The following is a 13,867-nucleotide window of genomic DNA, read 5'->3' as shown; positions in this document are numbered from 1 at the left end:
CCCGGGTCACAAATAGTTGCTGCTGTTGCGCCAGTAATTGCAAGGTATCGGCGCAGTACAGTGCGGCATCGCCGACCAGATAACGGCACTCCTGCGCGGCCTTGAGACTGCTCAAATGGCGACGAACGGTCTGGGCAAAGGCTTTGGTGTCATTACTATTGCCGCTCAGGGCCTGCATATAGACAGGTAGGCCGGCCTGATTTTCACAGATGAGCTCAAGGATCACTTGATTCAGCTCTGGCCGGTGATCACGACTATAACCACGCACCAGTTGCAGCTTACCGACCAGATCCCCATCGGCACAGTCATAGGCGCCATCGACGTGGAAGCTGGTAATATCGAGGTGCACTGCGGTGCTTTTGAGCCCCAGCCGCTCGACAACTTGCGCCGCCATCACCTGATACAAGGCGCTGACATCGGCCTCAAAGAGGGCATCGAGACAGCGACCGAGCACATCATCATTGAGGTCATCAGCACAGATCCCGGGGCCAATCAGGCGCTCAACCGGCTTGTTAGCGAAGAATTGCGGGAACATGTGCAGGGTGCTGCTGTGAAAGCCGAGGCCGTTCACTATCATGGCGACCAAGGCTTCACCATGTGAGACCTTGAAAGGCGGGGTTTTGGGGAGCAAGGCATCGATCATGCGGGCAATGCCCAGTTCCTGGCAGAGTGCGGCGACCAAACCAAGGTGATCGAGGTTACGGATCGAGATAGCGGGTGCGGCCATGATGATCTACCTGCAAAAGAGAGTAATAGATCAGAACGGCCGATCGCCGTCAAGCACTGAAAATAGCAAAATCAGGTGCGGAATGACGGCTGTAGGTCTTATCGTGGCAGGAGCCGGGTTGCCCAATGGTGGCCCAACAGCACAAGGTGGTGTGCTCCGCTCACCTTATCGCACGCTATTGCCAGGTAACACCATCGCCCCATAAAGCCAGCCAATAAAAAGAGCGCCACCGGGCGCTCTCTTGTCGAGTCGAGGGGATTAGAGTTTCTCCAGATCCCGTTCGATTTCGCTGATCTTGTTTTGTACCACTTTTTCCAGATGGCGCAGGTCGCGCAGGATCTTCTGTTTGATATCCGAGTCGGCCTGCTGATGGACGCCCTGGGTCAGGTTGTCCAGCTCATCCACTACATACTTGAGGTTGGCGTTGATCTCGGTGACATCCTTGTACTCATGGGTACCGGAGTCGACCAGCATGGTCTTGCGCTGGCGGGGATACTTGAATTTGACACTCTTGGCGAAGAACTCGCCCTTCTGCTTCTTGAAGTAGATCTTGAGGATGTCGTGGTTGGCCTCCTGGCGCAGGGTATAGCTGTCGACGGAGGCGGGATCCTGGATCCCCAGGCTCTTCAGATTCTCGTACATCAGGCTTCCTCGGTTTGAAACGATCCTGTCTCATCCATCTTAACCGATGCCTCATGGCTTGCCTGTGACAGGGGCGCCAAAATCAAAAGGGCGCCATCAGGCGCCCTTTTCATCACAGCAATGCTGATTACTCGTCGATGGAGCGCAGCAGAGCGTTGATGCCGACTTTGGCGCGAGTCTTGGCATCAACCTTCTTGACGATCACCGCCGCGTAGAGGCTGTACTTGCCGCACTTGGAGGGCAGGGAGCCGGAGACGACCACGGAGCCAGCCGGTACGCGGCCGTAGTGGATCTCGCCGGTTTCGCGGTCATAGATGCGGGTGGACTGGCCGATGAAGACGCCCATGGAGATGACGGAACCTTCCTCAACGATCACCCCTTCAACCACTTCGGAGCGGGCACCGATAAAGCAGTTGTCTTCGATGATGGTCGGGTTGGCCTGCAGCGGCTCCAGTACGCCACCAATGCCGACGCCGCCGGAGAGGTGGACGTTCTTACCGATCTGGGCGCAAGAGCCGACAGTGGCCCAGGTATCGACCATGGTACCTTCGTCAACGAAGGCGCCGATGTTGACATAGGAGGGCATCAGCACGGTATTGGGGGCGATAAATGAGCCTTTGCGGGCTGTTGCCGGCGGCACCACGCGCACACCCGCTTCCTTGAACTGCTCGGCGGTGTAGTTGGAGAACTTGAGGGGAACCTTGTCGTAGTATTGGGCATCATCGCCCTTGATGATGCCGTTGTCGTTGATGCGGAAGTAGAGCAGTACCGCTTTCTTCAACCACTGATGGACAACCCACTCACCGGCGATCTTCTCGGCAACCCGCGCCTTGCCGGAGTCCAGCAGGTCGATGGCTTGCAGGATGGCGGACTTTGTGGCGCTATCCACGGAGCCCGGAGTAATGGTGTCGCGGCGCTCGAAGGCCGCTTCAATGATCTGTTGCAACTCGGTCATGACAGGTTTCCTTTAAAAAATTCTGTTTGTTGTATCACACTTTTCCGACTGTTTTTAAGGGGTTGACCAGAATTCTTCCGGCCAGCGGCCATTTCTTCATCCGGTGTGCGCCAACCAGTTGTTTGGCATGGCAAAAAACGCCCGACAACCAGCCTCTTTCGAATCACTCTTCGCTTAATCCAGTACCGACTGCTGGGGGTTGAGTTGGTGTACCAGTCGCTCTTCGAGCTGTTTTTGCTGCTCGGCGGTCAATGGCTCGCCATCGAGGCTGGTCAGGCTGAAAAAGTCCTCGACCCTCTCACCGAAAGTGGCAATTTTGGCGGCGTGCAGCGACAGCCCGCACTGCTGGAAAACGGCACCGATCCGCGCCAGCAGGCCGGGGGTATCGAGGGCAGTCAGCTCCATCAGGGTGTGACGGCTCTCCCCTTTAGTGGGCGAAGAGCGGGGCAGGAAGACCACCCGGGTCGGCACGCTGAACTGGCGGTGGCGCCGCGACAGCGGCTTGTTGCGCAGCACCAGCTTGCCCGGCTCCTGCAGCGCCTTCTCCAGCGCCTTCTTGATGGTGGCGGTGCGGTTGGGGCTGATAGGTTCGCCGCTTGGCTCCAGTACCACGAAGGTATCGAGCACATAGTTGCTGCGCGAGTTCATGATCTGGGCGTCGTGGATGTTGAGATTCTTCTGATCCAGTGCCGAGGCGACGGTGGCAAACAGATTCGGGGTATCGCGGCAGTAGATAAACACCTCGCTGCCGCCTCGGGTAGGGTGTTTGCCGATGATCACCAGCGGTGCCGGATTGTCGCCATGCTCGATGATATGGCGGCAGTGCCAGGCGATCTGCTCCGGGCTGTGACGCAGGAAGTAGTCGGCCTTGAAATCGGCCCAGAGCTGATTGATTGCCTCTTCCGATACATCCCGTTGCGCCAGCAGTTGCTTGGCCTGACGCTGGTTTTCGCGAATGCGCAGCCGCATGTCGGGCGGGTTCTCCAACCCCTGGCGCAGCGCCTTCTGGGTGGCGAAGTAGAGCTCCCGCAGCAGGGTGCCCTTCCAGTCGTTCCACAGGGTGTCATTGGTGGCGCAGATATCGGCCACGGTGAGGCAGTAGAGCAGGTCGAGATGCTGTTCGTCGCGCACCTTCTGGGCAAAGTCGGTGACCACGTCGGGATCGTAGATATCGCGGCGCTGGGCGGTAACCGACATCAGCAGATGGTGGCGCACTAGCCAGGCGACCAGTCGGCTCTCGTAGCGATCCAGACCGTGCAGCTGGCAGAACTCCAGCGCATCGACGGCGCCGAGCTCCGAGTGATCGCCACGCCGCCCCTTGGCGATGTCGTGGAACAGGGCGGCGATGCTGAGCAGCTCCGGTTTGCGCAGCCGGGTGAAGACCTCGTGGCAGAGCGGGTGGCTCTGGCGACTGGCCGGATTGGGAAACTGATGAATGTTCTTGAGCAGCCTGTGGGTGTGCTCATCCACCGTGTAGGCGTGGAACATATCGAACTGCATCTGGCCGACGATCAGGTTCCACTGGGGCAGATAGGCCGCCAGAATGCCGTACTTGTGCATCAGGGTGAGCGGCAGGCCGATGCCGTTAGGGTGGCGCAGCAGCGCCATAAAGAGGCGACGGCAGTCGGGTAAGTCTTGCAACCAGCAGTTGAGTTTGCGGCGCGCCTCGCGCAGTTGGCGCAAGGTGGCGGAGTGGATGCCCGCAATCTCGGGATGCTGGGCCATCTGATAGAAGAGGCGCAGGATAGCGGCCGGTTCACGGCTAAACAGCTCCGCATCCACCGCATCGATGAGGCGGCCACGGATCTGGAATTCGTCGGAGAGGCGGCGCACATCCATGGCGGTGTTGCCGAGGATCGCCTCGTCAAACAGCTGCAGCAGCATCTCGTTGAGTTCGGAGACCCGACGCACCGTCTGGTAGAAGCGCTTCATCATCTGCTCGACCGGAGTGTTGCCTTCCCCTTCGAACCCCAGCATCTGGGCCACGGTGCGCTGGCGATCGAACAGCAGGCGGTTATCTCCCTTGTTGATGGTCATGTGCAGGGCAAAGCGTACCTTCCAGAGAAAATTCTGGCAGTCGAGCAGCTCGCGATACTCGGCGCGGTTGAGAAAGCCGTGGCTGGTCATCTCGAACAGTGTGGTGGCGCCGAAGTGGCGGCGGGCGACCCAGGCGAGGGTTTGAATATCCCGCAGGCCACCCGGATTACTCTTGAGATCGGGCTCCAGCTTGTAGGCGGTGCCGAGAAACTGCTGATGACGCTCCGCTTGCTCCTGGCGCTTGGCGCGAAAGAAGGCTTCGCTCGGCCAGAAGTGTTGGGGGCCGGTGGCCTCTTTCAGTTGCCGGAAGCCTTCTTGGCGACCGGTGATGTAGCGGGCCTCGATGAGGTTGGTGGCGACCGTAATATCGGCGCGCCCCTGCTCGAGGCACTCCGCCACGTTGCGCACCGCCTGACCCACCTCAAGCTTGAGGTCCCACAGCAAGGTGATGAACTCACCGATCCGCAGTCCCAACACCTCGTCCAGTTCATCGCCATCATAGAGGATCAGCAGGTCGATATCGGAGTGGGGGTGCAGCTCACCGCGGCCATAGCCCCCCACCGCGATCAGGGTCAAATCGCTCTTGTCGAAGCCAAACTTCTGCCACAACCGGCAGAGCAGCTGATCCATGTACTCGGAGCGGGTGGCGACCAGCTCGATGATGTTGTCGCCGGCATCAAAACGGGCGTGCAGCCAGCCGAGAAAGCGGCTCAGGTACTCTTTGCAGTTGTCGCGAGTGAGCTGATCATCGGGTAACAAATGGGGGGAAAGCAGGCTGGCGTCCATGGCATCTCACACGCAAGTGGCAGGCAAATGGCTGAAACAGAAATAAAAACCCCGGCGCTTTGGAAGTTCAGGGCCGGGGTTCGATGTTAGCTGTGTTTGATGAAGCGGTCGATAGTGTCATCGGGGCGCAGGGTAAGCACCTCGCAGCCATCCTCGGTCACCAGCAGGGTGTGTTCCCACTGGGCGGAGTCGCCGCCATCCTTGGTTGTCACGGTCCAGCCATCCTTCGGATTGACCTTGCAGTGATACTTCTTGCTGTTGACCATGGGCTCGATGGTGAAGCACATGCCCGCTTTCAGCTCCAGCTTGCCACTGTTGCGGTAGTGGAGGATCTGCGGCTCTTCGTGGAACTCGGCACCGATGCCGTGGCCGCAGTAGTCACGAACCACGGAGAAGCCGGCCTTCTCGACGATGGGCTGAATGACGGCACCAATCTCGGTAATGCAGGCACCCGGACGCACCTTCTTGATGGCGGCGTAGAGGCTCTCTTGCGCAACCTTGCAGAGCTGGCGGCGCAGCGGGGTGGTTTCACCCACGATGAACATGGCCGAGGTATCGCCGTGGTAGCCATCCTTGATGACGGTGATATCCAGGTTGATGATGTCGCCATCGCGCAGCTTCTTGTGGTTCGGGATACCGTGGCAGATCACATCGTTCACCGAGGTGCAGATGGATTTGGGAAAGCCGTGGTAGTTGAGCGGAGCTGGAACCGCCTGTTGTACGTCGACAATATAGTCGTGGCAGAGGGTGTTCAGTTCGTCAGTGGTGACGCCAGCTTTGACATGGGGCGCAATCATGACCAGCACATCGGCGGCCAATTGGCCGGCAACGCGCATCTTTTCAATCTCTTCCGGTGTCTTGATTTTAATGGACATGGGATCTCTCTTGCGGCCTGCCGCTGGGCCTGCGAGGGCAGACAGGACAGGTAATGAAAAATAGATGCGTTTGCAATCAGGGCAAAATTTTATCCGCAACCCCCGCGTACTTCCAGTGTGATTGTCATCACAACGTCAAATCGGCGTCGCAGCATCCTCTGGCGGGATCCATATTTACACCTGTTTAGGGTGTCGGCCGGTGGTGTCCTGAACAAAGTTATGGTATAAAGCGCGCCGGAATGGGGAACTTGCGTCCCGATTTCATCACCCTTACTTAAACAACACACACACATCGACACATATGCCGGGGTGCCTTAACGGGTCGGTTATATGGGATGTGTGGAGGCCTAACCCCAATACAGAGGTATAAAATGGCTAAAGTTTCTATGCGCGACATGCTGCAAGCCGGCGTTCACTTCGGTCACCAGACTCGTTACTGGAACCCGAAAATGAAATCCTACATCTTCGGTGCTCGCAGCAAAGTTCACATCATCAACCTGGAAAAAACCGTTCCGATGTTTGACGATGCCATGAACTTCATCAGCTCCGTAGCTGCCAAGAAAGGCAAGGTACTGTTCGTTGGTACCAAGCGTGCCGCGTCTGAAGCCGTAAAAGAAGCCGCTGAGCGTTGCGACCAGTTCTATGTAAACCACCGCTGGCTGGGCGGTATGCTGACCAACTGGAAAACCGTTCGTCAGTCTATCAAGCGCCTGAAAGATCTGGAAACCCAGAGCCAAGACGGTACCTTCGACAAGCTGACCAAGAAAGAGGCGCTGATGCGTACTCGCGAAATGGAAAAGCTGGAGAAGAGCCTGGGTGGTATCAAGAACATGGGCGGCCTGCCTGACGTTCTGTTCGTTGTCGATGCCGACCACGAGCATATCGCTATCAAAGAAGCCAATAACCTGGGTATCCCGGTAGTTTCCATCGTTGATACCAACTCCAACCCGGACGGCGTTGACTATGTCATCCCGGGTAACGACGACGCTATCCGTGCCGTACAGCTGTACCTGAATGCTGCTGCTGACACCGTACTGGAAGCTCGCGCTCAGGACATCGTTGTTCAAGCCGAACAAGATGGCTTCGTTGAAGCTGAGTAATTGATAAGGACTGTAAAGCCCTTATTAACCAAGCTGATGTAATTGGTTAGCAGGGGCCCTTGTGGCCCCTGTTTCTTGTCAATTCAAGACCGAGGATACTGGACATGGCTAACGTTACTGCCGCCCTGGTAAAAGAACTGCGCGAGCGCACCGCCGCTGGCATGATGGATTGCAAAAAAGCACTGGAAGAAGCTGCTGGTGATATCGAGCTGGCAATTGAGAACATGCGCAAATCCGGTCAGGCCAAAGCTGCCAAGAAAGCTGGCCGTATCGCCGCTGAAGGCGTTATCTTTGCTCGCACCGAAGGCAACGTTGCCGTCATGATCGAGCTGAACAGCGAAACCGACTTCGTCGCCAAAGATGCCAGCTTCATGGCAATGGGCCAGAAGATCGCTGACATCGCTGCGACCCAGAAAATTGCTGACGTTGACGCGCTGAAAGCCGCTGACTTCGGTAACGGCGAATCCGTCGAGCTGACCATCACCAACCTGATCGCCAAGATCGGTGAGAACATGAACCTGCGTCGCGTGATGCTGGTTGAAGGTGACAACCTGGGTACCTACGTTCACGGTTCCCGCATTGGTGTTATCACCAAGCTGACCGGTGGTTCTGCCGAGCTGGCCAAAGATCTGGCCATGCACGTTGCTGCCAACAGCCCGCAATTCGTCAAGCCTGAAGACGTGTCTGCTGAAGTCGTTGCCAAAGAGCGCGAAATCCAGATCGACATCGCCATCAACTCCGGCAAGCCGAAAGAGATCGCCGAGAAGATGGTTGAAGGCCGCATGAAGAAGTTCACCGGTGAGGTTTCCCTGACTGGTCAACCGTTCGTGAAAGATCCTTCCATGACCGTTGCCGAGCTGCTGAAGAAAGAAGGCGCTGACGTTGTCTCCTTCACCCGTTTCGAAGTGGGCGAAGGCATCGAGAAGCAAGAGACCGATTTCGCTGCTGAAGTTGCAGCCCAAATCGCGGCCGCTCAAAAGGCCTAATCGAACCGGTTTTTCCGTTTCCCCAGACCGCGACTTATGTCGCGGTCTTTATATGACCAGGAATCAGTGACATGAGTACCAATCCCAAACCTGCATACAGACGTGTTCTTCTGAAGTTGAGTGGTGAAGCCCTGCAAGGATCCGAGGGTTTCGGCATTGATCCGGCGGTGCTGGAGCGGATGGCCCAAGAGATCAAAGAACTGGTTGAGTTGGGTGTTCAGGTCGGTCTGGTCATCGGTGGCGGCAACCTGTTCCGTGGTGCCGGTCTTGCCAAAGCGGGCATGAACCGCGTGGTGGGCGACCACATGGGTATGCTGGCAACCGTGATGAACGGTCTGGCCATGCGTGATGCCCTGCATCGTGCTTATGTGAATGCCCGTCTGATGTCTGCCATCTCCCTGCAAGGCGTCTGCGACTCCTACAGCTGGGCCGAGGCAATCAGCCAGCTGCGTGCTGGCAAAGTCGTTATCTTCTCTGCCGGTACCGGCAACCCCTTCTTCACTACCGATTCTGCGGCTTGCCTGCGCGGGATCGAGATCGAAGCTGACGTGGTGCTCAAAGCCACCAAGGTTGATGGTGTATACAACGAAGATCCGGTCAAGAATCCGGATGCCGTGCTGTATCATGAACTGAGTTATGATGAAGTTCTTGAAAAAGAGCTCAAGGTGATGGATCTTGCTGCCTTTACCCTGGCACGTGACCATGATCTGCCGATCCGCGTGTTCAACATGAACAAACCGGGTGCCCTGCGCCGGGTTGTCATGGGTGAACCGGAAGGCACTCTGATCCACCACGTTGGTAAATAAGATAAAAGTGAGCCACCTGGCGCTCTTATCCTATCCATCACGTCAGTAAATAAGATAGACACGGGCCGTGTAGCGGCTCGTTCGCCAAAAGGAAAACCACTGTGATCAACGAGATTAAAAACGACGCCAAGGACCGTATGGGCAAGAGCGTAGAAGCGCTCAAGACTCAAATGTCCAAGATCCGTACCGGCCGCGCTCACCCGAGCCTGCTCGACGGCATCCAGGTTGAGTATTACGGTGCTGCCACTCCGCTGAAACAGTTGGCCAACGTCGTGGCAGAAGATGCTCGCACCCTCTCCATCTCCATTTTTGACCGCTCCATGATCCAGGCGGTAGAGAAGGCGATCCTGACCTCCGATCTGGGCCTGAACCCGTCCAGCAATGGCCAGACCCTGCGCGTGCCGCTGCCGCCGCTGACCGAAGAACGTCGTCGTGACCTGACCAAGATCGTCCGTGCCGAAGCGGAAAATGCCCGTGTTGCCGTGCGCAACATCCGTCGTGACGCCAACGCTGATTTGAAAGCGCTGCTGAAGGACAAAGAGATCTCCGAAGACGACGACCGTCGCGCCCAGGAAGAGATCCAGAAACTGACCGACTCCTACATCAAGCTGGTCGATGAGGCCCTTGCCGTAAAGGAGAAGGAGCTAATGGAAATCTAACCGTCTGAAAGGTATATTACGAGCGCCGTGTAGTGCCCCTGCACGGCGCTTTTGTCTTTGTGGGAGAATTACATGTCGCTTTTGGCTGCGTTGGGTGATTGTGCCAACTCGTCTTTACCCCGTCACGTCGCCATCATCATGGATGGTAACGGTCGCTGGGCCCAGAACCGAGGCAAGATGCGGGTTTATGGCCACAAGGCGGGCGTCAAGTCAGTGCGCGAGGCCGTTACCTTTGCTGCGCGCGCCAAGATCGAGGCATTGACCCTGTTTGCATTCTCCAGCGAGAACTGGCGCCGCCCGGAAGGGGAGGTCAGTGCCTTGATGGAACTGTTCATCACAGTGCTGGGTCGTGAGGTGCAGAAACTGCACAACAACGGGATCCGGCTCAAGGTGATTGGCGATACTGCTCGCTTTAGTGAGCGGTTGCAGGCCAAAATCGCCAAGGCGGAGGCATTGACCGCCAATAACAAGGGGTTGACCCTGAACATTGCGGCCAACTATGGCGGCCAGTGGGATATCGCCCAGGCGGCCCGCAAGCTGGCCAAAGCAGTGGCGGCCGGTGAACTGGCCGCTGACGACATTGATGAATCCATGTTGACCCGCGAGGTTTGCATGGCCGATCTGCCACCCGTGGACCTGTTGATCCGCACCGGTGGCGATCATCGCATCAGCAACTTTGTGTTATGGCAGCTCGCCTATGCCGAGCTCTATTTTACCCCGGTATTGTGGCCCGATTTCAACGAGGCCGAGTTCAGTGAGGCGGTCGCCTCTTTCGTTGCCCGCGAGCGTCGCTTCGGTTGCACTGGTGAACAGATACGGGAATTGATCGCCGAGCAGCAGACCGGCTAAACCCCGCTCCCAAGAGAGAGGTTTCTTTTGCTAAAACAACGAATTATTACTGCTTTGATGTTGATCCCCCTGGTGTTGGGGGCGCTCTTCTTTCTGCCATTGAAATTTTTTGCCCTGTTGGCTGCGCTGGTGTTTTTGTTGGCCAGTCGCGAATGGAGTGGGTTTGTCTCTGCTGCTCCGCAGCAATGGTTACCCATCGTATTTTGTCTGTTGCTCGGTGCCAGCCTCTTTTGGCTGCCGGTAGAGCAACTCTGGACGCCCCATCTGCACCCCCTCGTGATGGGCGTGCTCTGGACCGCGGTAAGCTGGTGGCTGCTGGGTCTGCTGCTGGTGCTGCGCTATCCCCAAAGCGCCAAGCTGTGGAAAGAGTCTATCTGGCTCAAGTCGCTGTTTGGTCTGGTGACCCTGGTTCCTTTCTTCTGGTCGCTGGTCGCCATCCGTGGTTACAACTTTTACCATGACCCCATGATGGGCGCCTGGATCCTGTTGTTCGTGATGGGACTGGTCTGGGCGGCAGATTCTGGCGCGTATTTTTTCGGCAAGGCGTTCGGTAAGCACAAGCTGGCACCGGCTGTGAGTCCGGGCAAAACCATCGAAGGAATGTGTGGCGGCCTCTTTACCGCCAGCCTGCTGGCCATCGGCGTTACCTGGTCGATGGGATTTGTTCCTGCCAAGATGATCACCGTGCTGTTTTGCTCTCTGCTGGCGGTGCTGGCCTCTGTGCTCGGCGATCTGACCGAGAGCATGTTCAAGCGCGAAGCAGGCATCAAGGACTCCGGCACTCTGCTGCCGGGTCATGGCGGCATTCTCGACCGGATTGACAGCCTGACCGCCGCCCTGCCGGTGTTTCTGCTCAGTTATCTGCTACTCAGTCAGGAGTTTTGATGCACAAGTCACTGGTTATTCTGGGGGCCTCCGGCTCCATCGGTCAGAGTACCTTGAAAGTGCTGCGCCATAACCCGGGCAGTTGGCAAGTGTTGGCGTTGACCGCCGCCCGCAACGTGGATGCAATGTTGCGGGACTGCCTCGAATTCTCCCCCCGTTTTGCCGTGATGGTCGATGAGGAGGCCGCCCGTGAGCTGGCTGCCCGTCTGAAAGCGCATGGCAGTGCGACCCGGGTCATGTCTGGTGCAGCAGCCCTTTGCGATGTGGCCGCTCACCCCGACACCCATAGCGTGATGGCCGCCATCGTCGGTGCGGCCGGTCTGGCCCCGACCATGGCTGCGGTACGTGCCGGCAAGCGTATTTTGCTGGCCAACAAGGAGGCGCTGGTGATGTCCGGTGCTTTCTTCATGGAAGCCGTGCGCGAGCATGGCGCCGAGCTGCTGCCTATCGACAGCGAACACAATGCCATCTTCCAGTGTCTGCCGACCGCCGTGCAGCGCCAGCCCGGTTTTTGCGATCTGGCGGCGGCGGGGATCAGCAAGATTTTGCTGACCGGTTCCGGCGGCCCGTTCCGTTACACCGAGATCAGCGAGCTGGCGAAGGTGACGCCGGCGCAGGCCATCGCTCATCCCAACTGGTCGATGGGGGCCAAGATTTCGGTCGACTCCGCCACCATGATCAACAAGGGGCTGGAGTACATTGAGGCGCGCTGGCTGTTCAATGCGGCGCCCGAGCAGATCCAGGTGGTGATCCACCCGCAGTCGGTGATCCATTCCATGGTGCAGTACAAGGATGGCTCCGTGCTGGCTCAGCTTGGCAATCCGGATATGTGTACCCCCATCGCTCATGCGCTGGCTTATCCCAATCGCATCCCCTCCAGTGTGGAACCTTTGGATTTCTTCAGTGTCGGAGAGTTCAGCTTTATCCGGCCTGATTACGAACGCTACCCCTGTCTGGCGCTGGCCATCAATGCCTGCCAGAAGGGACAAGCGGCGACCACTGCGCTCAATGCAGCCAACGAGGAGGCGGTTGCCGCCTTCCTGGCCGGGCGCATCGGCTTTATGGATATTGCCCGGATCAACGAGGCTGTGATGCTGGCGCTGGAGAGCAGCGCCGTCGGCTCGCTCGATGATCTGTTTGCCCTGGACGGTGCGGCAAGAGCCCGTGCTCACACTTTGATTGAGGAGCTTGGCTGATGGGTGGTGTGTTGTGGAATATCGGCGCCTTTGTCGTTGCGCTGGGCCTGCTGGTCGCAGTGCACGAGTTTGGCCACTTCTGGGTGGCCCGTCGTTGTGGCGTCAAGGTTGAGCGTTTCTCCATCGGTTTTGGCAAGGCCATCTGGCGCCGGATGGGCAAGGATGGCACCGAGTACGTGCTGGCCCTGATCCCCCTCGGCGGTTACGTCAAGATGCTGGACGGCCGGGTGGACGAGCTCAAGCCCGGTGACGAGCAGTACGCTTTCAATCACAAGAGTGTCTGGGCGCGGATGGCAATCGTGGCTGCCGGTCCCATGGCCAACTTCGTGTTTGCTCTGGTTGCCCTCTGGTTGATGTTTATCATCGGGGTGCCAAGCGTCAAGCCGGTGATAGGTGAAGTGCGTCCGGCATCCATCGTGGCCGAGGCGGGTGTGCTGCCCGGGATGGAGATTGTCGGGGTCGGCGATGAACAGACTGGTGACTGGGAAAGCGTCACCTACGCCCTTATCAGCCATTTGGGTGACGATGCAGTCACCCTCAAGGTGCAAGCGCCCAATACCAGCTATGCCACTGACAAAACCTTGTCGCTGACCGGCTGGACCTTCGATCCGGATAAAGAGTCGCCCATCGGGAGTCTGGGGATCGTTCCCCTGAGTGGTAAAGTGCTGCCAGTCGTGGCTGCCGTGGTGGCCAAGAGTGCCAGTGAAAAGGCGGGGCTGCAGGTTGGTGACCGTATCAAACAGGTCGGCGATCAGCCAATCACCGCCTGGACCCAGTTTGTCGAGCTGGTGCAGCAGGCACCGGGCGAACCTCTGCAAGTGGTGGTTGAGCGCAACAACAGTGATCTCAACGTGACTCTGACCCCGGATAGTCGCAAGGTGCAGGGTAAGCTGGTTGGATTCGTCGGTCTCTCGCCGCAACTGGTTCCATTACCGGATGAATATCGAATTCTGTTACAGTATGGGCCTTTGCAAGCGCTGTGGCAGGGGGCCGACAAGACCTGGAGCCTGATCACGCTCACCTTTGACATGATCGGCAAGCTGGTAGCTGGCATAGTGTCGCTAGACAACCTGAGCGGCCCTATCTCGATAGCCAAGGGTGCTGGTAGCAGTGCCGACTATGGTCTGGTCTATTTCTTGAGTTTTCTGGCGCTGATCAGCGTCAACCTGGGGATCATCAATTTGTTTCCCCTACCGGTGCTGGACGGTGGCCATCTGGTCTATTTCCTTATCGAAGCAGTCACCGGCAAGCCGGTCTCAGAGAAAATACAGGAAGTGGGTTTCAGGATCGGTGCCGCCATTCTGATGTTATTGATGGGCATTGCGCTGTTTAACGATTTCGCTCGCCTCTGAGGCCAGAGCATC

Annotated in this window: 12 protein-coding genes and 1 pseudogene; 8 read left to right on the top strand and 5 right to left on the bottom strand. The window is 57.7% G+C overall.

Annotated elements, in window-relative coordinates; genetic code table 11:
• The 5 genes and pseudogenes from AB5Y97_RS09530 to map all read right to left on the bottom strand — a co-directional run.
• Positions 1-727: pseudogene (locus tag AB5Y97_RS09530) on the bottom strand (IS1634-like element ISAs25 family transposase); the annotation flags it as partial.
• 258 nt (positions 728-985) lie between these two features.
• Positions 986-1,369: a DUF3461 family protein gene (locus AB5Y97_RS09525; RefSeq protein ID WP_103251466.1), complete on the bottom strand. Its 384-nt coding sequence runs from the start codon at positions 1,367-1,369 to the stop codon at positions 986-988.
• 127 nt (positions 1,370-1,496) lie between these two features.
• Positions 1,497-2,324, bottom strand: a complete 828-nt coding sequence (gene dapD, locus AB5Y97_RS09520; RefSeq protein WP_005338581.1) for a 2,3,4,5-tetrahydropyridine-2,6-dicarboxylate N-succinyltransferase — start codon at positions 2,322-2,324, stop codon at positions 1,497-1,499.
• Positions 2,325-2,498: 174 nt separating this feature from the next.
• On the bottom strand, positions 2,499-5,147 hold the full coding sequence (gene glnD / locus AB5Y97_RS09515) for a bifunctional uridylyltransferase/uridylyl-removing protein GlnD (RefSeq protein WP_368157697.1): 2,649 nt from the start codon (positions 5,145-5,147) through the stop codon (positions 2,499-2,501).
• Between the two features lie 86 nt (positions 5,148-5,233).
• Positions 5,234-6,022, bottom strand: coding sequence for a type I methionyl aminopeptidase (gene map / locus AB5Y97_RS09510; RefSeq protein ID WP_005338579.1), 789 nt, complete (start codon positions 6,020-6,022; stop codon positions 5,234-5,236).
• A 371-nt stretch (positions 6,023-6,393) separates the two neighbouring features.
• Between map and rpsB the strand changes: the two genes are divergently transcribed.
• The 8 genes from rpsB to rseP all read left to right on the top strand — a co-directional run bounded on the left by rpsB (position 6,394) and on the right by rseP (position 13,855).
• Positions 6,394-7,122: a 30S ribosomal protein S2 gene (rpsB, locus tag AB5Y97_RS09505; protein ID WP_005303470.1), complete on the top strand. Its 729-nt coding sequence runs from the start codon at positions 6,394-6,396 to the stop codon at positions 7,120-7,122.
• A 104-nt stretch (positions 7,123-7,226) separates the two neighbouring features.
• Positions 7,227-8,108, top strand: a complete 882-nt coding sequence (gene tsf, locus AB5Y97_RS09500; RefSeq protein WP_005338578.1) for a translation elongation factor Ts — start codon at positions 7,227-7,229, stop codon at positions 8,106-8,108.
• Positions 8,109-8,179: 71 nt separating this feature from the next.
• Complete coding sequence (gene pyrH / locus AB5Y97_RS09495) at positions 8,180-8,914, top strand: UMP kinase (RefSeq protein WP_005338577.1); 735 nt, start codon at positions 8,180-8,182, stop codon at positions 8,912-8,914.
• A gap of 101 nt (positions 8,915-9,015) precedes the next feature.
• Positions 9,016-9,573 carry a ribosome recycling factor gene (gene frr / locus AB5Y97_RS09490; RefSeq protein ID WP_005338576.1) on the top strand — a complete coding sequence of 186 codons (558 nt, stop codon included), beginning with the start codon at positions 9,016-9,018 and terminating at the stop codon, positions 9,571-9,573.
• A 72-nt stretch (positions 9,574-9,645) separates the two neighbouring features.
• The gene (gene uppS / locus AB5Y97_RS09485; RefSeq protein ID WP_005338574.1) at positions 9,646-10,422 is read left to right on the top strand and encodes a polyprenyl diphosphate synthase; all 777 of its coding nucleotides are present in this window, start codon (positions 9,646-9,648) and stop codon (positions 10,420-10,422) included.
• A 27-nt stretch (positions 10,423-10,449) separates the two neighbouring features.
• Positions 10,450-11,307 (top strand): phosphatidate cytidylyltransferase, encoded by an 858-nt coding sequence (locus AB5Y97_RS09480; RefSeq protein ID WP_026034918.1) that lies wholly within the window; start codon positions 10,450-10,452, stop codon positions 11,305-11,307.
• Positions 11,307-12,503, top strand: coding sequence for a 1-deoxy-D-xylulose-5-phosphate reductoisomerase (ispC, locus tag AB5Y97_RS09475; RefSeq protein ID WP_368157695.1), 1,197 nt, complete (start codon positions 11,307-11,309; stop codon positions 12,501-12,503). Before AB5Y97_RS09480 ends, ispC begins: the two co-directional genes overlap by 1 nt.
• The gene (gene rseP, locus AB5Y97_RS09470) at positions 12,503-13,855 is read left to right on the top strand and encodes a sigma E protease regulator RseP (protein ID WP_005343787.1); all 1,353 of its coding nucleotides are present in this window, start codon (positions 12,503-12,505) and stop codon (positions 13,853-13,855) included. Before ispC ends, rseP begins: the two co-directional genes overlap by 1 nt.
• The last annotated feature ends 12 nt before the right edge of the window (positions 13,856-13,867 follow it).

The organism is Aeromonas sp. R10-2, assembly GCF_040908445.1.
GTDB lineage: Bacteria > Pseudomonadota > Gammaproteobacteria > Enterobacterales > Aeromonadaceae > Aeromonas > Aeromonas veronii.
This window is presented reverse-complemented; position numbering and strand designations above follow the sequence as displayed.